Source organism: Mycobacterium appelbergii (genome assembly GCF_032883035.1).
In the GTDB taxonomy this organism is placed as follows: Bacteria; Actinomycetota; Actinomycetes; order Mycobacteriales; family Mycobacteriaceae; genus Mycobacterium; species Mycobacterium appelbergii.
The window spans coordinates 10,362-33,666 of sequence record NZ_JAMQTH010000013.1 but is presented as its reverse complement, the minus strand read 5'-3'; the positions used below and the strand labels follow the sequence as shown (position 1 = coordinate 33,666).

The window sequence follows — 23,305 nt, the reverse complement described above, 5'->3', positions numbered from 1 at the left end:
AAATGATCCGCACATGACTGTTTCACTCACCCCGGCCGAAGCCGAGGCGAAGATCCAGCAGATTCAAGAGGCGCGCGGGCAGGCCGTGCAGAAGCTGAATGAGATCAGCGATGCGCAGGAGCAGATGCTGGCGGCCAATTGGCAGGGCAGCAGCGCCACGACTTACCAGCAGACCTCGCAGGGGCAGCGCGAGGAGTTCGACAACATCATCAAGTCGCTCGATCAGACCGTCGAGAAGGGCTCGGAACACCTCCGAGCCGTCGCCAACATGGACAACGGCTAAGGACCAGGGAGAAAACACATGGCTGACAACATTCTCTACAACTTCGGCGCGAACGCCGGGTCGCTCACCGACATCAACGGGATGCTCAACAACATCCAGGAAGTGCGCGAGGACATCAACTCGATCTTCACGACGTTGATGAGCGTGTACGAGGGCGAGGGTGCCGCCGCGCTCAGCGCCGCGCACCAGAACATCGACGGCATGCTGGACGAAGCGGTGAACACCACCGTCAACACACAGAAGCAGGCTCAGGATCAGCAGGACGCCATGCAGTCACTCGACAGGGCGAACGCGGCGTCGTTCTGATCGGTGTTGCGGAGCCGGGGTCCGACCCAGACCGGCGGCCCCGGCTCCGCAATCCATCGCTCACACCCGATCAAGGAGAGGAAAACCGGTGGCGGAGACCTGGATCGACAGCATGAACGGCCTCAAGGACAGTGCCGCGAAGGGGGATGCAGACCTCAAACTCACGACAGAGGTGCGGGATGCGTACATCAAGGCGGTTCACGAATTCCGCGATCTGCTCGACGCACAGCTGAAGAAGGTGAACGCGTTGCCCGCGTACGGTTCGCCAGGGGATTGGCAGTCCGCAGCACAGACCAAAAGCAATCTCGAGCACGGGTGTAACGAGCTCAAGAGGGTCATCGGCGATTACAACCAGTATCTGGATGCGTTCGCAGACACGGTCACCGAGGCCGGCAAGCGGCTGATCCAGTCGGGCTAGGCACCCCGTCCTTTCATCAAATTCACGACGAGACCACCCAGGAGACGCCATGAGAAGCCCGAGCCCCTGCGGCGTGCCCCTCCCCGGCAGGCCGGCCGCGTCGGCAACGAGTTCGCGACAGGACGGTGACTCCTAATGGGCTCCTATGGTTTCGACGACTACAAGAACGATCACGTCGACGGCAAGATCAAGGACAACAACGGCGATCCGCGTCACGGCGGCGGAAATAACAAGCCGGACGCCACGCTCGCAGAGTTGGACACCAATGGCGCCAAAGTCGAAGCCGTCGAGGTGGTTCTGGAGAATTTCGACGGGATGGATTACCCGACCATCCACAGCCGCATGATGAACGTCTCGGAGAACATCGCCCCCGGTTACAACGACACCCTGCGTGACGTCGCCCAGCAGATCGTCAAGGGCATGGGGGACTTGAGGGATCGACTCGAGACGCTGGAGAGCGACGGCGGATGGAAGGGCAAGACGCACGACGCGGCGATGGCCAACATCCTGAAGTCCTACGACATTCCCGCAGAACTCCACAAGGGCGCTCTGTCGCTGGGCGTATTGAGTGAGTACTTCTCACAGACGATGTCGACCAACAAGCACAACATCCTCGATCAGTGGCAGACCTACCAAGACTGCCTCGAGTGGTATCCGAGTGAAACTGACACGGTCAAACAGTATTTCAATGACTTCGCGCGCGACGTAATGAAGAACTACTACGCCCCGGAGATCAGGGACATCGCGAGTCACCAACCGGCGGTCGGCTCGACGCAGACCCCGGATGTCGATCCTCCTCCGCCGCCCCCTGGCGACAACGACGGCGACGGCGACAACGACGGCGACGGCAACGGCAACGGCAACAACAATGGCGACGGCGACGGAAACAACAACGGGAACAACAACGGCGACGGCGACGGGAACAACGACGGCGACGGCGACGGCAATGGGGACGGCAACAACAACGGCGCCAACAACGGGAACGGGGACGGCAACAACGACGGCGCCAACAACGGCAATGGCAACAAGGGTGGTGGCGGCAACGGTCAGAACGGTTCGCCACCACCGTTCTCACCGCCAGACTTGAAGGCCACGAATCCCGGCGGCGGCTCGCAAGGTGACGGGTCCTCTGGCGATGGCTCGCAAGGTGACGGATCCTCTGGCGATGGCTCGCAAGGTGACGGATCCTCTGGCGATGGCTCGCAAGGTGACGGATCCTCTGGCGATGGTGAAGACACGCCGAAGCAGTCGTTCACCCCACCGCCCCCACCAGATCTGGAGAGTCCGGAACTTCAGGACGGATCCGGATCTGAGGGCGGATCGGGCAACCCGGACAGTCCATCCGACGGCACAGACGCCAAGTTCGACCCGTCGAACGTGTTCACCGATCCGAAGTCGATTGCGGCTGCGAACAAGCTGTTTGGCGATCCGAAGACGGCGGAGGCGGCAAAGAAGCTATTCGGCGACCCCAAGTTCGCCGACGCCGCCAAGACGCTCTTCGGTGATGGAGCCAAGGGCGGGCAAGGTTTGCTCGGTAATCCCAAGGCGCTCGATGCCGCCAAGACGTTGTTCGGCGATCCGGACGCTGCCGACGCGGCCAAGACCTTGTTCGGTGACCCGGACACGGCGAAGGCCGCGCAGCAGCTGCTCAACGATCCGCACCTGGGCGATCTCGGCAAGGCGCTCCAGGATTCTGGCGCACTACGGGCGACCGGCCTGCCGGACCTGGACTCGGCGAACGGGACTGGGGGCGACGGTACCGAGGCCAATGAGCTCGCTCGGAGCCTGCTGGGCCAGTCCGGACTGAGTAATGCCGCCAGCATCCCGGGCTTGGCCGCCGGCTTGAGCGGCGGTCAGGGCGAGGGCGGCAGCAGTCTGTTGAGCGGGATCCTTGACGGGGTCGGCCAGATCGTGCAGACCGTGCAGCAAGCGGCGGCTCCGCAACCGCCCGGCTTCGGCGGCCCCCCCGGATTCGACGGCGGTCCCGGTGGCCCGGGAGACCACCCCGGCTTCCCGGGAGACCACCCCGGTGGCGGAGCCGGCGGCGCGGGACACGGCGGCGGTGCCGGGGGCGGCGTACCCGGCAAGATGCACCTACCCGGCGCGCCGGTGGCGGCGGCCCATCTGAACCCGGTCATGCACAGTTCAGCGTCCACGCTGGCCACCGACGCGGCTCACGCGGGATCCGGCAGCGGTGGCGGTGCACCGGCGGGTGGCGGCGGTCACGGCGGTGGCGGCAAGGGCGGCGAGGCCAAGGATCACAAGGGCAACAAGGCACTTCGTGGCAGTCACAACGGGCAGGATCTGATCGGTCAGCCCGACGCCGTCGTTTCCGTCATCGGCGAAGACGGTTCGGATAGTGGACCGGGCTGGAGCGTGGACACCTGATGGGTAGCGCGATGTCCACCACGGGACACCACGCGGTTGGTGATCGGAGTGATCTCGGCCGGGCTGGTGGTGGCAGTGTCTCGCGACGTGAAGTGGGCGCGCTGGACCTGCTCGATCTGCAGCTGATCAACGAGCGTCACGGTCGCGACCCCTTGCCGTACCCATTCATGCTGACCCGACCGACACGGTTCGAGTTCGTCGACGAGGTGGCCCAATACGCCGCGCAACTGCCGGACCGTGTGCGCTCGGGAGATTTGAGCGCCTTCTCCAAGTGTCTGGACGCGTGGACCCACGCCGACGTCACCGTGTCCGGGCACGTCCAGTACATCCCGGCCGACACCCCGAGCATCCGGGTACTGGCCTTCCGCACCGGCCAAGCGGGCTACTTGCTGGAGCAACGGGCCGATGCGGACGTCGTCGACGTCCACACGGTCTCACCATTCGAGCTGGGTGCGGCCGTCGCACAGGCCATGTGCCTGAAGGGACCCGGACGCCATCCGCGGATGGTGATCCCCGAGTACCTCCCGATCCGCGCCGCGGCAGTGGATGACGACGAAGTCGTGGTGCGGCACGAGGTGCTCACCGAGCCTGGCGTCAAGGTCTCGGTTTCGCAGTTGTCGGCGTATGGCAAGGTGCAGAGCAACTGGCGCCCAGCCAGGGAGTGGGGCATCGATGCCCGCAAGGAATCCCTGATCTGGATGCGGATGACGGATGACGGTGACTATCTGGGTGCACCCGATCGCAGTCGCGGGGTCCCGCTGACGGCCGCGCTGCTTAGTGAACGCATCGACGGTCTGATCGCCGCCGACATCGAGATGCTGCGCGAAGCCCGGGGAGAATCGTGAGTCATGTGGTCGTGCACCTTTCGGCGGCGAATGATGTCTCCGCCGAGCGCGTTTGAGAAGTAGAGATCGAAGGGACGAGCGTGAGCAACGAATCGATACGAAGTGAATTCGGTCAGGTGCTGGCCTTGGTGCAGGAGCAGATGCGCGACCTGTCCAACATCCAGCAGCAACGATCGACGCTGGCGGTCAAGGCGACGGCGGCCGACGGCACCGTCGAAGTCACCGTGAACGCGCAGCGCACGGTGACCAAGACCGTCATCGACGAGTCGTATCTGGACGATCACGAGATCACCGAACTCGGTGCACATATCACCAGTGCAGCGCAGGCCGCGGTCCGCCAGTTGGACCAGCGGTCGGAGGCGTTACTCGCACCGATGAACGAGCGGCGCAAGGCGGTCTCGGAGATCTCGGGCAATGTCATCGGTCTGCCCGGCTTCCGCGAAGCGCTCGCCGAGGTGAGCGCGATGGGCGATTCGATGCGCGCTCAACCCAACACCACCGAGGACAACGGCGACGACTCCTCGTTTCCGACGATCAGGAGTTGATCCATGCCGGAATTCGGAGTTCAACCCAACGATTTGCGTGCCACCTCCAGGGACCTGGCCGACGTGAGCACCAGGATGAAGGGTGTGATGTCGCGGTTGTCGACCAAATTGGCCGCCGAAGGGAGCCCCTGGGGTGACGACGACAGCGGTCGGAAGTTTCGCCACGGAGACAACGACAACGGGTACGACGCGCAGCGGGAGTGGGTGGATGGCTCGGTGGATGCCAAGGCCCAGTTGCTCGATGAGTACTCCGCCGGCCTGCGTACCGGGGCGGACACCCTTGAGCAGACGGATGACGTCTAGCTGGGTGGTGTTGTTGGTGCGGTTGCGGGTCGGCTGCGCCTGAGTCGTCATGTCTATCGATATTCCCCCTGCCCTGCAATGGGTTTCCTATCTGGCGGGCAGTAAATGGCCGCAGGGTGATGAGGACGGGCTGTGGCGTATCGGTGAGCATTGGCATGGCTCGGCCTCGGAGATGTCGGATCTGATTCCGGATTTGGATCGGGTCCGCAACGAGACGATGTCGGTGATCACCGGCGAGACCGCCAGCACCGCCGAGCAGGAGTTCGCCAAACTCTTCGACGGCGACTACTCGGTGGACAAGCTGGTCGAGGCGATGGCGGCGTTGGGTGAGACCGCGCGTCAGGCCGGTACCCAGGTCGAGGCGTCCAAGATCGAGATCCTGGTCGGGTTGGCGCTGGCCGCCGCGGAGATCATCTATGCGATCGCGATGGCGCCATGGACGTTTGGTGCCTCGATGGCGTGGATTCCGCCGATCGAGGCCCTGACCATGGCCGCGGTCCGCGCGCTGTTCAACCAGTTGCTGCGGGCATTGGTTCGTCGGGCGATCGAGGCGTTGACCAAGACCACCGTGTCGCGGTTGCTGCGCGAGGTCGCCCAGCAGAGTGCTGAGGAGGTCGCCGAGGAGTTGATCACCAACCTGGCGATCCAGCAGTATCAGATCGACCAGGGCCACAAAGACAAGATCGACTGGGACGACGTCGGTACCGCGGCCAAGGGCGCGGCTGCCGGTGGTGCGGCCGCGGGGCTGATTCACGGTCCGACGTTCGGGGCGTTGGGCGGCAAGCACGGCCACGGTGGTATCGGTAACGCGTTCGCCGGTGCGGGGGCCTCCTACGCCGCTGAAGTGGGTGCCGGGGTGGTCGGTGCGGTCGCTGTGGGCGGCAACCTCGACGCGGGCGAGATTTTCGCCGGCGGCGCCCTGGGCGCGGTCTCTGGTGGGATCGACAGTTCCCACGGCCATGGTGACGACGCCCCGCACGGCTCGCCGGACGGCCTCGACGGCGACAGCCACGCATTCGACCCCGACAACAAAACACCCGACGGCAACAACGTCAGTGACAAAGGTCCCGACGCGCCGCCTCCCTACGCCCAGTCTGACCCCAACCCGCCGCCGCCCTATCAGAAGTCTGACCCCAATCCGCCGCCGCCCTACCAGCAGCATCCGCCCGACGACTCGTCAAACGGGCCCAATAGCTCGGTGTCACAGAACACCCACAACTCCCACACCGCGGCCACGGGCGCACCACAGCCACAGCCACAACCCCACAACGGACCACCAGCCGAACACGGAGGCAACCAGCACAACAGCCAGAGCGGTTCACAACAGGCGCCCGGCAACGCCAACAACGCCCCAGGCGATACGCAGCAGACACCGGGTGACGGCCAGACCAATCAAGCCGCGGCGTCGTCTGGTTCAGGCGGTGCCCAGAACGGACAGGGCGGTTCACAGCAGACCCCGGGCGCCACGAACAACACCCAGAGTGATTCACAGCAGACGCCGGGCGGGAGCAACGGTGACCGTGGTAGTTCACCGCAGTCCCCCGGCGAAGCAAACACCAACCATGCCGTAAATCAACACGATTCAGGTAACGGCCAGTCGAATTCGCAGCAGTCGACCAGCGACGGACCCAACAACAATGAGACACCCTCGCACCAGGCTGAAGCCCACAACCCGCAGTCGACGCCGCAGCAGGGATCCACCCACACCGACAATCCACCGTCAGCGCACCAAGACTCGCAACCCAGCCAGAATTCGGGCGGTGCACCCGAGCACACACCCCCTGCACAGACAACCACCAACGGATCATCAGACACCCCACCGGGACACGCCGAGACACCGCCACCCGACTCACAGTCACCCGCCAGCGGCCCGTCCGAGTCCCCGACAACCGATCCCGAATCGGCGACCCAACCAGCTGCGCCACCGGCCAATCCACCGCTCGGCAATGAAGCACCACCACCAGACCGATCACACCCAGCCGGCGAAGCACCAGACGACCAGCCGTCACACCCCACCACGCCGCCGTCCGACACCAACGACAACTCCACCAACCAGCCAACCCCGCCAACGCCCACGGCGGCCAATCCCAGTGGGGTAGCCGCCCCGCCCACACCACCCAACACCCCGACCACCGCGCACGCCACGAGCGCCGCGACACCGTCCACGCCCAACCCGACAACCACACCCACCACGCAAACCGGCCCGACGACCACACCCTCGCCAAACCCCGCCGGCGCCGCCAGCCCCAACACACCCCCAAAGACATCGGCAGGCCTAGGAGCATCGTCGAACCCGACACCGACAGCCGTGTCCACCATCGCAAACACCACCGCCGCCACCCCGGCCCCACGCTCCACGACACAGGAACACACCGAAGTCGTCGTCGGAACGGCGCCCACGCCACCGCCGCCACCGCTGCCGCCAGCCAGGAAGTCCGCCCCGCCCAAGGTCACGAGCGGCGGGCCGCCACCCAAACTGCCGCCACCACCGCGGCGTAACCGGGACGCCGATGTGTCCAGCGACGAGACGTGGCGACACGACCCTGCCACGACCGCGGAGTGGTTCGAGCCGCTGAATCCCGCGCCTGTCAAGGACATCGATGACCATCGCGCCGAGGCGTTCGTCCAGACCGTCGACACCGAGGTCGCTGACACGCTCTCAACGAGCACGCCCACCTCCACCGAATCGCATACCGGGTTGATTCGGTACGACCTGCGGCGAATCAAAGTGGCGCCGAACAAGTTCGTGCAGGAATACACGGTCAAGCTGAACGTGACGGCCGACAACGATCCTGACATCGGGCCCGACACCGTCACCGACATCAAAGCCCGGGTGAAAGCCGGCGTCGACACACTGCTCAACAACGGCAACCGCCTACCCAACGGAGACGAGTTCCGCGTCAACGTCGAATTCACCGACACCGGCGCACACGCATACGTCAAAGTCGGCGACTTCGAGGAGAATTCGCAAACCAAATGGCGCCCAGACGCCACCGAGAACGTCCTCGCCCACGAAATCCTGCACTACCTCGGCGTGCCCGACGAGGGCCGAGACGCAAGGATCGCGCTGCGCCGGCACACCCACAACTCCGGGGTGCACGACACCGACGGCGGAATGATGACGTCCGAGGTTCTGGGACACGACCCGCGGCTGCGCCCACGGCACCTCTGGATGGTCGAGCGCACCGCCAACAGCCAGCTCTCGGTACCCACCTCACTACTCACCACGGCCGACAACACACGAGCGCCACTGCCGCCCAGGGTGTTCGACGAGAGCAGTCAGCCTGCCGAGACACGCAGGGCCCCCGGTGTTGACCGCACGGATGGCGCCGATGACCACGGTGGGTCGTCGACCGAGGCTGTCAGTGCGCCGGTGCGGGATTCGTTGCCGGTGTCGGAGCAGTCGCGTGCGGACGTCGAGTCCTGGATCGGCGATGTCAACAACGACGGCGACGCGTCGGTGCCTCCGGCCGGGGAACGGCTGACCAACTGCGGACCCACCACCTGGGTAGTGTTCGACCGCCTATCAGGAACACCCAGTTTCGGGCGGGCCCACCCGATGCAACTACGCGCCGAAGCCGTCGGCGAGGCAACCGGATTACCGCTCCGCAGTAGCGATCCCGACAGCATCGCCGAACAACTACGCAACGCAGGCACCGGCGCACACACCGTCGTGGTGGCCCAATTCGACAACGGCGTCGCACACAGCTTCAACGCCCTCTTCGACGGCAACCAAATATGGGCCATCGACGGCCAACACGGCACCATCACCGCCTGGCCCCCCACCCTCGACCGCCCCAACAACCCCGTCACCAACTGGTTCGCCGGCACCCCCGACCCCCACGGTGAGAATCCGCCAGACGAGACGACCGTCACCGGCCTCGGTAGTAGCAAGCCCACCACGTCAACCAGCGCGGACCCGCCAACCGGCGCCACGGTCGGCCCCGCTGTGTCGACCCATGTCTTGACGCCGTTCGGTCCAGGGAGCAAACAGCTCAACACAACTCAACATGCGGAACTAGACCTCATTGCCGACGGCCTAGTGGAAAGGGCACAGCAGCAGCTCGACGCCGGACGCGGCGGCTTGCACGTCCGCGCCGAAGGCGGGGGGAACGGCGGTCGGATCAGCAGAGGCGCCGACGTCGTCGGTCAGGAGCGCGCCGGCGCCACGCTGGACTACCTCCGTTCCCAGATCGGGCAGCGACTCGAGGCGGCCGGAATGGCTCGTGATGCGGTCACCGTCAGCCGCGAATCGACCTCGCGGGGGCCTGTGCTCAGAGATGAGCTGGTTGGTTCCGACGAGGAAAAGCGGCGCACTGTCTTGTTGACGGTGGAGGAACGTCTACCCGCGCGCCCGGTTGGCCCGCCGGCCGCCGGGGCGGAAGGATCCCGGCCCGCGGACCTCAATACATCTGCAACGCAAGCGCATTTCGATGCATCCCCGGTCTCGAGTGCCGACCGGGACGAAGTGCTCGGCAGGTTGGCGGCCGGCGACGTCGTCAGCCTGCTCCACGCCGGCGAGGTCGGTGAACTCGAATCGGCCAGGAACACGGTACGAGACCGCCTTCGCGATTCGTTCCGCGACCGGCACGAGCATGTCGATTCAGACCTCGAAAAGATGGTTGAACTGCTCGAGAACTCCCGTATCACCATCAACTTCCAGGTCGATGAAGCGCTTGAAACCCTACTTTCCGAGGACGGCGAAACGGCGCCGTCAGGCGAATCAAGTCAGCGCACCTACCTCAACGCATGGCAACGAGGGGCCTTCTATTCGGAAGAGTTCGCTGACTTACGCGACGAAGCAGAGCGGATGACCGGCCAGTACGACGGCCACGAACCTCCTGTCGACGATGAATCGCCTCAAGATGTGGACGCGCGTCGACGGGTGAACGACTATCTGTCCCGTCAATCGCCGAACTTCCAACCATCAGCGCGACCCAGGTATGGCGCACTGGATTACGGACAATCGCTCAACGGAGCTGCTCCCGGTTACGGGAGTGCGTACTTCGTCCTCAAGGAGCATGTCAAGCACCGGGCGACCTTCACCGCCAACGACTCCATGCAGGGCAACCCCACAGGTTCGACTTTCCTGGGCATGACCCAACTATTGGCACGTACTCGAGACAGCGACTTCCGCAGCATTCACCGTCTGGCCACAACCGGCGAAGGTTTCGAGCGCGAGAAGGCACGACGCGATCCAGCCACCGGCACGGACACGAATTACCTGGAAGCCCAGATACATACGCCGATCGACTTCTTCCGCGACATCGAAGCAGTATCCATCGACCTCGACGATATGAATCGCATCCCAAGCGAGCGCCGCACTGAGTTGAATCGGCGGCTGAGGCAGTATGCCGAGACGCACAACGTGCGCCTCGAAGTACGGCGGGGAAACGACATCGTCACACGTGACATAGTCGCCGAGTTCCCCCGGCCTTCGTCCTCGGCTCACGCCGGCGCCACCGCACGATCCGACTCCGGTGACGACGTCGAATCTCTGCGCGACGAACGCGACACCTCTTCGGACAGCGACTCCGAGGACGCGGAGAGCGAAACCAATCCGACGATGTCGCAGGTGGTGTCGGGGTTGCCCACTGACCGTGACGGCGGTGGGCAGGCTTCCGGTGACGGACAGCACGTGCAGGATTCCGCTGGTGGGCCGGTGCGGGATTCGTTGCCGGTGTCGGGGCAGTCCCGTGCCGACATCGAAGCCTGGATCGGCGATGTCAACAACGACGGGGACGCGTCGATCGCTCCGGCCGGGGATCGGCTGACCAACTGCGGACCCACCACCTGGGTGGTGTTCGACCGCCTGTCGGGGATCCCGAGTTTCGGGCGGGCCCACCCGATGCAACTGCGGGCCCAAGACGTCGGCGAGGCGACCGGATTGCCGCTGCGCGCAAGTAATCCCGACGGCATCGCCGAGCAGTTGCGCAACGCAGGCACCGGGGCGCACACCGTCGTGGTGGCCCAGTTCGACAACGGTGTCGCACACAGCTTCAACGCCCTCTTCGACGGCAACCAACTATGGGCCATCGACGGCCAACACGGCACCATCACCGCCTGGCCCCCCAACCTGGACCGCCCCAACAACCCCGTCACCAACTGGTTCGCCGGCACCCCCGTCGCGCAGTCCACGGGTGGGGACACCTCAGCTCCGCGCATGTGGGGCGCGCCTGGCGAAGCGGTCGGATCGGACCCTGGAACCGCTGGACCGTCCACCGTCGATGCTCCCATCGAACACACCTCGGTGTCGTCGACTGGCCAGCACGGCGACGTGCTGCATCTGCCTTTCGACGAGGGCACTACGTCGGTCGATGGACGTCGGCATGCAGAGGTCGAAGCGTTCGTGTCTCGGGTTGTCAGTGCAGCTGAAAGTCGGCGTGACGCCGGAGAAACGGGTTTGGTCCTGCACGCGCAGGGCGGAGGAAACGGCGGAATGCTCAGCCGTGGAGCTCACGCGATCGGTCTGGAACGGGCGGAAGCAGCCCTCGGCGCGATACGACCACGGATCGAGCGTGCACTTCACGAAAAAGACATCCCTGCCGACTTCGTGACGATCGCTGCCCCGACGTCTCGGGGCACGGCACTCACCGACGACATCTCCGGGCCGGATGACCAAGCGCGGCGTCGGGTGGTCGTGATCCGCATCGAGAACCAGCCGCAGTCCGATGACCCCGCGGATGATGACGGCGACGGCTGGGTGGTCGACGCCGACGGGATGCCGCACTGGGGTCGCTACGGCGCGGCCGGCTTGCTGTTGCGAGCCAGGAACTCCGACGGTGTCCCTGTGGTGCTCTTGCAGCGTCGGGCGCAGTGGTCCGATCAAGGCGGCACGTGGGGCCTGCCCGGAGGTGCGCGGAGCCGTCTCGAGACCCCGGCGCAGGCCGCGCTCCGGGAGACTCACGAGGAAACCGGCTTGCAAGACAACAGGTTCCGTGTGCGCACGAACCTGGTCACCGCACGTGCACCAGGGATCGACTGGACGTACTCCACGGTGATCGGCGATGCTCCATACCCGCTGAAAGCCGAATCGAGCCACGAAGGCTCACATCGGTGGGTGCCGATCGATGCGGTGACCGAATTGCCGTTGCATCCTGGATTGGCTGAAAGCTGGGATGCGTTGCGTGAGCACATGGCAGCCAACCCACCAATGCCTGCGCGGCCCAGCCCCCAACTCGACCCGTCCGTCGATCCGACCGATGTGAGCGGCGGATACGCAATCGACAGCCCCGATGGCGCCCTGATTTTCCGTGATGACAATGATCTGCTGTATCGGGAAGACACCCGCCCTCCCGAGGTGATCTTCGCCGAGGGCTTCGCGATCAACCCCGTCACTCGCGGTCTGAGCAAGGTGTTCGATTTCATCTCCACGACCCGTAACCCTGAACTCGGATACTTGCCGCCCGATTCGAATCAACGAAGATTTCGCTACACCATAGACGCGCCGGGAGGGCTCGACGTCAACAGAACGGTCGGCATCGGCCCGTCTGCCTATCAGCAGGAAGTCTCGTTTCCCGGTGGAATCCGGCGGGAGAACATTGCATCAGCAGTGGAAATTCTTCCTCCGAACGAAGACAGCAGCGCCGCCGGGGCGGGATCGCCGTCCTCGGCACCCAAATACGGGCCCGTCGTCAGGAACGAGCACTTCAACCCCGATCTGCCGAACGAGAATGCGCCCGCGGTACTGCAAGGCCCGATCGGTGGCCGGCCGGCCCCCGACGACGACACCTCGTCCGTCGCATTTGGCAGTACCGGAACATCGATGCATTTCCACCGTGAGGACGAACCCGATTCGTGGGATGCGTATATGGCCGGATTGGCCGATTCGTCTGGGGAGGTCCGGCAGGCGTCCTCGAGTTCGTCGGCGGGCCTGGAGGGCGGCTTGCTGCGACTGCCTTTCCGCGAGGGCACCACGGCGGTCGACGAGCGGCGGTGGCATGTCGAGATCGAAGATTTCGTCTCCCGAGTTGTCACTGCAGCCGGGCGTCGGCGTGACGCTGGGAAATCGGGGTTGATTCTGCATGCGCAGGGCGGTGGAAACGGCGGGAGGTTCAGCCGGGGAGCTGACGCGGTCGGTCAGGAACGGGCGCAGACGGTCATCGACGCGATCAGGCCGCTGATCGAGCGTTCCCTCCAACAGAATTCGATGCCTGCGGACTTCGTGACGATCGCCGCCCCGACGTCTCGGGGCACGGCTCTGCCTGAGGACGTTTCCGGGCCGGATGACCAGGTGCGCCGGGTGGTCGTAGTTCGGGTCGAGGCCTCCGCCGGCCAGCGTCCACCCGCCCCGCTGCCGGACCGGACAACGCGACCAGCGACCACCGGGATCCGGGGTGCGGTCTCGGGATTACCCACCGACCAACCCACCACCACAACGGACTCCCAGCCCACTGCCCCCACCGATCAGCCTGCTGCACACACCCACCCAGCCGAGACCACCGGCGTCAAGTCCGAATCCGACCCCGAGCAAGAATTCTTCGACGCACGCGACACCTTCGACGACGACGCTGAATCCGAGCAGGAATTCTTCGACGCACGCGGCACCTTCGACGCCGAGGACGACGAGGCTGGGGGCCCAGTCGTCGAGACCACGGTCGACCTCGAATCCGAAGCGGATACCGAGCAGGAATTCTTCGACCTCGAATCCGAGGCGGATACCGAGCAGGAATTCTTCGATGCTCACGAAAGTCTCGATGACACTCCGGAAACGGAGGACCAGCCAGACCCACAGCTGCCGGCCCGAATCGGCCCCGATTTGGCTCTGGGTGGCTCGGACTCGATCGAAATGTTCCGTTCGGGTGCTACCGGTGATGCCGGGCTACAGCACATTCGGCAAGTGGTGGAACGCGAGGGTGGCCCGAGCGCCTGGGAGCTTCACCGCGCCGACCTGGCCGCGTTGTTCTCCGACGACAGCATCCGCCCCAATGCCCCGGGCATGCTGCGAGGTGGGCGCACGATCACCCACACCATCGATCTCGGAAAAGGTCGGGCGCTGCACGTCGAGTTGCGGCTCGATGGTGCATCACCGGACTCGACGCTGCGCTTCAAGAAAGAGGAGAAGGCCGGCGGCGAGTTTGAGCATGCCTCGGATTCCACCGTCGAAACCGGCACCTCCAGGGAGGGTCGCATCACCGGCCTCGGCGGCATCCAAGGCAGCGTGACGCACGCGAACGCCACTGACACGGCACCGCTGATCGGCTCGATCGAACGCCAGCGGGTCGTGGCGCAGCAGCGTGCCGACCGTCAGATCAGCGGTGGCCGGGACGAAGAGCCGGGTAGTCGCTTCGAAGGGCAGATTCAAGCCATCATCACCACCCGCCGCGTGGGCCGGTTGGACCCGGCGGGTCCAGTGCGTCGCCGCCTCAGCAAGATGGTGTCACCCGGTTCCGAGCCTACGAGCAATATCGTCAGTTCCGACCGAATCCCGTATTCGATCGAGGTGTTCATCCCCAGCCGCGAGGTCAGTCGCGACGGCCAGGACGAGTCGCGCGACCATGTCGGACCGCTGCCGGGCGATTCCGCTGTTCCACCCAGTGGCGGTCCCCCGCGAATTTCGCAGACACATGCGCTCGGCGGCTCCGACGTCGTGAGCAATTTCTGGTTCGTGGCCGACGACCCATCGCCCGGCTCGCCCCGGCGACAGACGGTGAGCGACCTGGTCGACAGTGCCTCGATGACACGGACATTCCAGTCGGCGTTCGGAGAACAGGCCAAGGCGGCCATGCACGAGACGAGCAATTGGCTGACCGTCGAGAAGGTGCAGGCAAACCTGCACGGCATGACCAACAAGCAGCCACTCGTTCTGCAATACCAGACCGTGCCGGGCGCGACGTTGGAAGTTCACGCATTCGTCGAGCCCCTCGGCACTCCGTTGCACACGAACAGCGGTCAGTCGCCGCCGTCGGGGTCCACGCCGAACCCGATGATGCGTCCGGGGGGTGAGACGAGCAGAACCGAGTTTCACTACGGCAGCGAGACCGACAGCTCGACGGTGCGCCAGAACGCCAGGACCAGGGCGCTGCAGTTACCCATTCCCGGAAGATTCCGTGGCGCCGGCGGTACCGACACCGGGGAAGCGAGTGGCGGTTTCGACGCCAACCACACCCGTGGGGTCAGCCGTGATCAGTCGTCGAGCCTGCAATTCCGCCACCGCAACACACTGAAGACTCCCGTGCCAGGTGAAGCGTGGCGCGGTCAGGTTCGGCTACGGTTCGTGATATCCAACCGCCACCGGATCGCCGAGGATGGGCGCCGGTTCGATGCGGTAGCGCACGAGACTCTCGGTCACTTCGACATGATGAGCGAGAAGTCGGAGTCGACCCCGATCGACGACTTCCGCGGCAAGACGGTATGGGCTCCGCCGCAACGAATCTGGGGTGATCCACCGGCGGATACCCGGTCGCAGGGCAAGCGGCAACGATCGAATCCGATTTCCATCCTCGCCAATCGCCCGACGATCACCCGCGGTGAGGAGGCCGTGCCGTCGCGCGGTCTGGGCTCCATGGACCGGGTCACCAACCTGGACGTGAACGGGTTGCGCGGCATGCTCGACGTCGTGGGCAGCCACGCCTGGGGCAGTGCGTGGAAGAAGCAGCGTTCCACCGTTCTGAACTCGTTCCACCTCAACCGGATTCGTGCTGCCCTGCCTGCCATGACCCAGCACAGCCCGCTGGTCTACACCGGGCCGGGCGGGGGGAAGGTGGCGGTGACCGCTGACTTCGAGCAGCTGACCTTCCGGCGAGTCGTCGAGACGCTGGCCAGCCCGAGTTACGAGGTGAGTGAGGGACCTGCGGGCGGCGTCACGCGCAATCGGCAAACCGGTGGACAAGGCGGCCTTGGCGGGCGCGGTGGTGATGTCGCGGACGGGAGTGTTCTGGGCGAGGTAATCGTCGGCGGCAGTCAAGCCAAGCGCTCGGGCGACCGGTTCCGCGACCGTCGACGCGAGGCGGTGGGAACGAAGTTCGACCAACGGCTGGCCGTGTTCGAGGGATGGGTACGGCTCGACGCCGTGGCGACCGGGCCAAAGGCCACCTCTCACGAGTCTGGTCTGTTTCCCGTGGAGATCGCGATCCCGTTGTCCGAACTGCAGGGCGAGCGGGAACACGATACGCTTTCGCCGCCTTCGTTCAGCCGGGAACAGGCGCAGGGGTTCGTCATTGACAGGACCGGCCCGGCGATGACCTGGACGCCCGTCGCACATGAGAATCCGCCGGAGCCGCCCCGGCATGCCTTCAATGAGGCCTGGCACCCCTCGGACATGGTGGTCGGTGTCGAGCGGGCAAGCGGCCTCTTGGAGGCGATGCGCGACGATCTCGCTCCCGTTCTTGGGAAGCAGCTCGACGACGCGATCCAGAGCCTCTCCGAGGCGTACGGGCCGGAGGTCTTGACCCCGCGACTCGTCCACGAATCGGGCAAGGAATGGAGCCACGTCGTCCCGCTGCAGGTCGGGTCGATCACCGTCAAGGTACGTCCCGTGCGTGACGCACGCTCGGCTGAATACGTCGGGCCGTCAGAGAAATACGAGATCGACCTGATCGCCGAGTCGCAGTCCTTGACCGGAACGTCGCACAGCGACGTCGGCAGTACGATCGTCGGCGGTCGTGTTCAGATTCCGGTACCCCACGGCTCGGTGATGGTCCAGGGCACACGGACCACGCAGCGTCCGGCAGGCCCGACCACAGACCGCGACGGACACGTCACGGACCCCGCCAGCGAGAACACGAACGCCGACATCGACAGGCGGACGGTGTTCCGTGACAGAAACGTTCAGCCCTATAACTTGTTCCGGCAGCCGATCGCCTTCCAGATCAGTTATGAGGCTCACGGGCTGGCCGTGCCGCTGACACTTCAAGAGAGCTATCCGTCGGCGCCTCGGCCGGTGCAGCTGGCGGCAGTCTTCGCCTATCCCAAGAAGGCGCCCGCTCTCGACGCGGCTCCTCGCGAGCCCGGTGAACGCGCCGGGGAGACGCTCCGGCTCGACCCGAGACAGAGCGTCGTGGCGGTGCGGCCGCACTCGTCGGACGGTGTTCCCGACGAACGGGCATCGACCCGGACCGAGGAACGCACCGCCGGGGAGGATTTGATCGGCACTCACGTGCTCGATTCGGTCGCGCCCCAGGGGCGACAAGTCTTCGGTGCGGCCTGGCCCAGGGTGCGTGCCGAATTGGCCGAACACGTCAACACGGTGGCGGTCCAACGGCGCCTTCGTCAGTTCGGCACGGACGCCGTGTTCGTGGTCGATCTGAAGTCCGTACGCGGCGGCAAGGTGTCGCTCAGCGGACGCATCGACACCATCGGGACTGCGCAGCCCGACGGGGTCAGTGAGATCTACCGCGGTGGTCAGACGAACCGTAGCGTCGGCACGTCCGCCTCGAAAGCCACAAGCTGGCAGGGGTATGTGCAAGCGCAAGGCGATCTCCTCCCCGGCGACCCCGGGACGAACGTGTCACTCCTGGGCCGGGTCGACCTCGGATCTGGCCGGGGAGTCGACAACACGCGCACGCAGCTGGCGGGTACCGGCCTACAGGTCCGTCAGCGCAAAGACGCACTCGGCCGTGCTGCGACGGCATCGGTGACGGCCGAGATGAGCCGACCGGCCGGCTTGTTCGAAAGCGGCGGGACCGTCAGGGCCACCGGCACGGCCGGGATCGCATTCACCATTCGCGAGCAGACGACGGGCGATCCAGGCCTCGGCCGTCTCCTGGAGGGCAACGCTGTCGGGCGCCCACTGAGTAACAAGACTGTCGTCGAAGACATCAGCGGCGGCGACGGGCTGCGAGTCAGCACCCTGGCGGATCTGCACGCCGCATCATGGGGTGACAGGTCTACACGCAACGACGTGAAGACGGTCCTCGGTGACGGCTCGCTGAGCGCGTCGCTACCCGCGATGACCCGCGGCCCCGTCGAACTGTTCCGCAGGGGTGCCTTGTCGATCGTGGGGCGCGTCGAGATGCAGCCTCTGCGCTTCAAAGAGGTCAGGGCCGGAAACCATACGACCAACTCGCTCAACGAGGTGAACCAGGTTGTGGGGACTCGGAACATCCAGTCCCTGGAATCAGGAGCGCGGCTACTCGCCGGCCCTCATTGGTCGGTGCCTGGGTTCAACGGTTCGTTGTTGGCCGGCATCGGCGGCGGCGGGCGCGTGCGGCGCGGCGAGTCGTCCAGCGAGACCGCCAAGACCACGTCCAACTCCAGATACCAGCTGCCCTACGTGGTTTTTGCCGGTACCGCTCGGATCACCCTCACCGCGCGCGACGGCACCACGTCACGCGAACTGACTGCGGTGGACCTCGGTGGGCAATTCCTCATCCCGACCGACGAGACCCGGGCCGTCGAACCGCCGGCTCAAAATCAGGATCCAGCCGACACCACGCCTACAATCGTTGTGGCCGAAACGATTCCAGAATCAGAGGAACCGCCCCCGGCGCCGACGGCACCGCCGTCCTCACCCGACGATCCTGCATCCGACGAGTCGGCCGTGGGCATGGCGACGACCGTCGATCGCGGCAAAGCCAAGGCTACGGCGGCGGACTACGAGGCTTGGGACCGTGAGGAGCGCGACCGCGACCTCGCTGCACTCGAGGTGGCGCGGGAGGAATTGCAGACCTATCAGGCCGAGTTGGACGCGGTGCTGGCCGATCCGTCGGCCACGCCGCGTGACCGCAGCGTGGCCCTGGGCAACCGCCACGATGCCCACCGGTACCTTGACTCTGTTCGCGAGGACTTCGAAAACCGTTGGCAGCCGAACCCCAAAGCCGCCCGCGATCAGCGGCCACCGGCCGAAGAAGCGCGCATGGCAGCGGACTTGGGTGGGCCTGCCGAGTCGGGCGTGGTTAGAGTGCAGGCGAGACCGTCACCCCGGGGCGGGTTGGGGTTGCCGGTGGCGGACTCTGCCAGTGGGCGCCGCAATGACGTACCCGAGTTCGCCGGTATCACTCAGGTGCGACCGACGAGTGCCACGTTGTCGGCGGCGGAGTTCGCCGCGGTGGTGGATGCGGTGGTGCCGGCGGGCAGGGCGGTCGAGGCTTTGGATTGTGGGCCGTTGGTGCGAGCGTTGGTTGATTGGCTGTACGGCGGTCGGGTACGGCCGTTGGGGGTTTCCGACGATGCGGCCGGCGTCCGCGGTGGGGCCGGCGGCGCACGAGACCAGGTAGTGGCCGGGGGTGGCTGGGCGCAGGTGAACGGGGCTGCGGGGACCCAGCAGTTGGCTGACGGTCTTCCCGTGGGCTCCACGGTGGTCGCGATGACCTCGCCGTTGCGTGGGAAGATTGGTCACGTGGTGGCCGCGCGGGTCACCACCGACGGGCCGCGGTGGGCTGATCCGCAGCGCCCAACCGAGCGCACCGGTGCGCAGGTGCCTCCCGAGGTGGCGTCGGCGCCGTCGGTGTGGGCGGTGGTCATCGATCCCATGGGGCAGGTTGTGGATCCGCAGACGTGGCCGGTTGTGCCGACGTCCTCGGGTGGGTCAGTGTCCGCGCTGCTGCCGCCGGCCGTGGACGGCGTCACCGACAGAGACCTCACCGGCCGGTTCGGTGCCTATCAAGGACACCCCGGCAACACCGGTGGGCGTGAGTCCGACTCCGACGTTGAGATGACCAATGCGGCTGACGACGTGGCATCTGAGCCGGACGCTGACGACCCGGCCGGAATCGTCGAGTTGCAGGTGCCGGGTGACGGATGGTGTCTGCTCTATTCGGTGGTGGCCAGTACTCCACCGCGGCAATGGAATCCCCACATGTATCAAGGGTGGGCCGCCTCAGCGAGCGAGGCGCACCGCCAGGTACGCGAGCAACTCGTCGACCACCAGGCACCAGTCTCGGACGCATCGTCGCCGCTGTCTCGGGCCGCCGAAGGCTTGCGACAACTGGTGATGGACTGGGTGCGCAACAGAGCGCCGTCAGATCTACCGTCAGACGTGGTTCGTCCCTTCCGCAGCAGCCTCGACGAGATGGACAATTACGAAGAATGGCTGGCGGGTGCCAGCACGGACGAACTGCGAAATCAACTGTCCAGCCTCGGCATTGACACGACGCACGCCCTTGACTGGATGAGTGCCGCGGGCCTGCGCGAACTCACCGTTCAGGCCCGCGCCCAGGAACTCTCCGAGAATGACCCCGCCATGTCCGTCGTCGCCGCACATCGGCAGGCGGAGTCCGATGTCCCGCACGTACGGAGTCGCCGCGGCGCACTGGCCGGCCCCGCCAGCCAGCGCGACTATCTCCGCCGGCGCGGTGTGGGCATGCCGGTCGACCTGATCGTCGATGACGAGGACCTACGGTCGGTGCTCAGAGTCGAGCGGCAAGATCAGCCGTTGACTCGAGACGAGCACCAGCGGCTGCTGGACACCCTCGAGAAGTGGCAACCGAGCACCAGCACCTGGGCCGACGACATGGGGGAAATGTTTCCCGGGCTCATCGGCCACGCTCTTGGCGTACGCCTACGAAACCGCTCGACGGCGGGCACCCATGATGTCGGCCCCAGAAACGCCCCGCCAGTCAACGTCTTTCACAACGGGGTGGACCATTGGAACGCCAGCACCGGCGCCGAACAACCCCGATCGACCACCACAGTCCTCCACCGGTCCCTGCCGTCGAGGCCTGCACCGATCGCCGGCCAGTCCAGGACCACCTTCCCGGACACGGCCAAGACCGGCGGTTCACCGGAATCCTCCGAATCATCGGATCTCAGCGACCCCGACTCCTCCGACGAGGAAGACGCATCGTCGGACGACGGTGATGACTACCGCGACTCGGTCGCCCGACCCTACGCGACGGGCACGCGGGGCCTTCCCGTCGCAAGACACAATCGAGTCGATGCACCCAAACGCGGTCGTATCAGCCCCACTGATACGGAGGCTCGACGCAAACGCGCTCGAATGACCGAGCCGGCCAGCAGCCCCAGTCAACCGGCGCCTGCTCGTGGAGAGGTCGCGCCGAAACCGACTGCCCCGTCGGCTCTTCCGAGCGAGTTGACGGCGGCAACGGTGGAGGCAATGCTGCGCGATCAGAAGGCTCGGCCCAAAGTTCCTGGTATTCAGATCGCCCGGAACTATCCCGGGAACCTCCTCAGAACCAAGCGATGGCTCGCAGGTTCCTCCTGGGGCACGGGTACCAGGACCAATTTGCCCAAAGAGCTCAGTCAGATGCCGGATTACGAAGAGCACCGCGAGGCCATCGCGGACCTCCTCCGCGAACTCGGCTTATACGACAGGCAACTGCCCGAACCGCAGGCTGCGCCGAAGCCATTCGGTGCCGACGACCTCGTCCACGCGTTACGATCGCTGATAGAGCTGCGCAAGACGCACCAGAAGATCATGGGCGGGCAGAGCAAGGGCATGGGTAAGGGCAGGCTGCTCCTGATTCTCGCGAAGAATACGGGTTACACCGGCAACAAACTGACGGAACTCCTTACTACAGACGGAAATTGGCGCCCGCCTCGCGAAACCCTGACAAGGCTGCCCGGATATGAGAGACAGCGTGAGGAGCTGGGCCGCCTCTTCGGCCAGCTGGGTCACGACGGCCTGGCGCAGGACATGCCGCACGCGGCGGAAGCGAACGCTCCCGCCGCCGGGGTAACCGTCGCAAAGCTGGCCGCGGCGCTGACTCAGATAGCCGCCAATCCAGGAATCTCCCTGCATGCCGTCGGGACGACCATGGGCATATCTCGCGTAGCAACGGGGAAGTACCTGGCACCGGACGCCGGCGGCCTACGCATCGATCCCGAATGGTTCACGGCTCAGCCCGACTACGCGGAACATCGGGATGCGATCCAAGCGTCATTGCGCCAAATTGGGCAGGACGGCCAGGCGGATCGCCTTCCGCCGGCCTTCGCCGCCGCAGAGCTCGTCGAGGCGCTACGCAGCAACGACGCACTGCTCGTGGACGCCATTGCCCGAATGCGGCTCGACCCCGAACTGTCGCCGCACACCGCGGGATCCCTTGCCGGTATGACCGCAAATACCTTGGCGGCCTTCACATCAGTGGTGGACAGGGGGCCATCGATCCGTGCCCAGCCGACTGTGGAGACGCACCTGAGAGACACGACGCCTTACCTACGTCGTGAACTCGCCGCGCGGCTCGAGGATATGACCAATCTGGCCCGAGGACGTCACCCCGTAGGTGCGCGACGCACGGACATGACCAAGGTGACACTTCCGGGGGCCGGGTCCGCGCCGGATCGTATGTATGTAGTCCACCGAGGAGTCCCCGCTACCGTCAAGCCCGGGAAAGCGACGCAACTAGCGCTCCTGTACCGCCATAACGACGACTTGGTGCGACCGCCTAGGTCTTACCAAGGTGATCGGCCGAGGCAAGCGCTGCGATGGCTCGCCACGGCGCTGAAGGAACAGCTGGAGGAACGGAGTGAAGTCCAGGCCTATCTCGACGCCGGCGAAGGCACGCTGTATGTCTCGTCGAACAGCACAGCGCTCAACCATCGACTTGAGACTCTTCTGGCTTCCGGATCGAACTTCGAACGAGCCCTTGAAGGCCGTGCCGCAGCGCTCGATCCGAGACGGGACCGGCACGTCGCCAACCTGCGGGATTTGTTGCGCTCACCCGTCGTTGACCGGGGGGATGCAGTCAGCAAGATCGTCGCTGCGCTGAAGGATGGTCGGGTTGTCGTTCCTGCCGAGCGTTACACACGGCAGTACCGCACGGGGGACGGCGTGTCGCGTGCCCATGCCGTCGACCTGCACGCCGAACGGCGGATCATGAGAACGTTGAAGTCCGAGGGCCGGGCGATGAATCTCGACCTTCTTGCCGGCACCATGCGCGCGTGCGGTTTTTGTGCAGCTGATTTGGAATTCGAGCCGTCGCGGCCTCGTGGTCCGTTGTGGCTGTCGCGCAACGCCACATTTGAGCTGGACGCCGATGCGATCATCGACGACTACCTGCGGCGATCAATCGGAACTTACGCAACTCGAACACGACGCGACAAAATCACGGTCGAATACGATACGGACTCCGATTCCGACGCCACCCGCGAATCGGCCGAAGACCAACCCGGGCCCCAGGCGGACGCCGCCACGACATTCAATCAGGATGACTCGTCACCGTTGAGTAGCGCTGATGTGTCCCGCGAGTCGTCCTGGTCCCCGACGCAAGACTGAATCGGCCTTTCCCCCGGCCTGGTATGCACCTTCCGCAAGGTAGGGAGGTGCCGATGACCGAGTCGGACCAATCCGCGAGGTGGGGAGCGGGTTTCGGTGTTGGCG

8 protein-coding genes are annotated in these 23,305 nt (G+C 65.4%); all 8 read left to right on the top strand.

The genetic code is table 11. From position 1 onward, the window contains the following. The first annotated feature begins 13 nt into the window (after positions 1-13). Complete coding sequence (locus tag M1247_RS26440; RefSeq protein WP_317159379.1) at positions 14-283, top strand: WXG100 family type VII secretion target; 270 nt, start codon at positions 14-16, stop codon at positions 281-283. Positions 284-301: 18 nt separating this feature from the next. Continuing rightward, on the top strand, positions 302-589 hold the full coding sequence (locus M1247_RS26435; RefSeq protein WP_317159378.1) for a hypothetical protein: 288 nt from the start codon (positions 302-304) through the stop codon (positions 587-589). A gap of 88 nt (positions 590-677) precedes the next feature. Then, positions 678-1,007 carry a hypothetical protein gene (locus M1247_RS26430; protein WP_317159377.1) on the top strand — a complete coding sequence of 110 codons (330 nt, stop codon included), beginning with the start codon at positions 678-680 and terminating at the stop codon, positions 1,005-1,007. Positions 1,008-1,142: 135 nt separating this feature from the next. Beyond that, a complete protein-coding gene (locus M1247_RS26425; RefSeq protein ID WP_317159376.1) occupies positions 1,143-3,395 on the top strand; it encodes a HEAT repeat domain-containing protein in 2,253 nt (750 codons plus the stop codon). 11 nt (positions 3,396-3,406) lie between these two features. Beyond that, entirely contained in the window at positions 3,407-4,240 is an 834-nt protein-coding gene (locus tag M1247_RS26420; protein ID WP_317159375.1) for an ESX secretion-associated protein EspG, read from the top strand. An 80-nt stretch (positions 4,241-4,320) separates the two neighbouring features. Next, positions 4,321-4,785 carry a YbaB/EbfC family nucleoid-associated protein gene (locus M1247_RS26415; protein WP_317159374.1) on the top strand — a complete coding sequence of 155 codons (465 nt, stop codon included), beginning with the start codon at positions 4,321-4,323 and terminating at the stop codon, positions 4,783-4,785. Positions 4,786-4,788: 3 nt separating this feature from the next. After that, positions 4,789-5,088, top strand: coding sequence for a WXG100 family type VII secretion target (locus M1247_RS26410; protein ID WP_317159373.1), 300 nt, complete (start codon positions 4,789-4,791; stop codon positions 5,086-5,088). Between the two features lie 49 nt (positions 5,089-5,137). Further along, on the top strand, positions 5,138-23,200 hold the full coding sequence (locus tag M1247_RS26405) for a DUF3626 domain-containing protein (RefSeq protein ID WP_317159372.1): 18,063 nt from the start codon (positions 5,138-5,140) through the stop codon (positions 23,198-23,200). Positions 23,201-23,305 lie beyond the last annotated feature (105 nt).

Excerpts from the sequence above, each read along its gene's own strand:
- M1247_RS26440 (WP_317159379.1), top strand. The coding sequence starts at position 14 with ATGACTGTTTCACTCACCCCGGCCGAAGCCGAGGCGAAGATCCAGCAG.
- M1247_RS26435 (WP_317159378.1), top strand. The coding sequence starts at position 302 with ATGGCTGACAACATTCTCTACAACTTCGGCGCGAACGCCGGGTCGCTC.
- M1247_RS26425 (WP_317159376.1), top strand. The coding sequence starts at position 1,143 with ATGGGCTCCTATGGTTTCGACGACTACAAGAACGATCACGTCGACGGC.
- M1247_RS26420 (WP_317159375.1), top strand. The coding sequence starts at position 3,407 with ATGTCCACCACGGGACACCACGCGGTTGGTGATCGGAGTGATCTCGGC.
- M1247_RS26410 (WP_317159373.1), top strand. The coding sequence starts at position 4,789 with ATGCCGGAATTCGGAGTTCAACCCAACGATTTGCGTGCCACCTCCAGG.
- M1247_RS26405 (WP_317159372.1), top strand. The coding sequence starts at position 5,138 with ATGTCTATCGATATTCCCCCTGCCCTGCAATGGGTTTCCTATCTGGCG.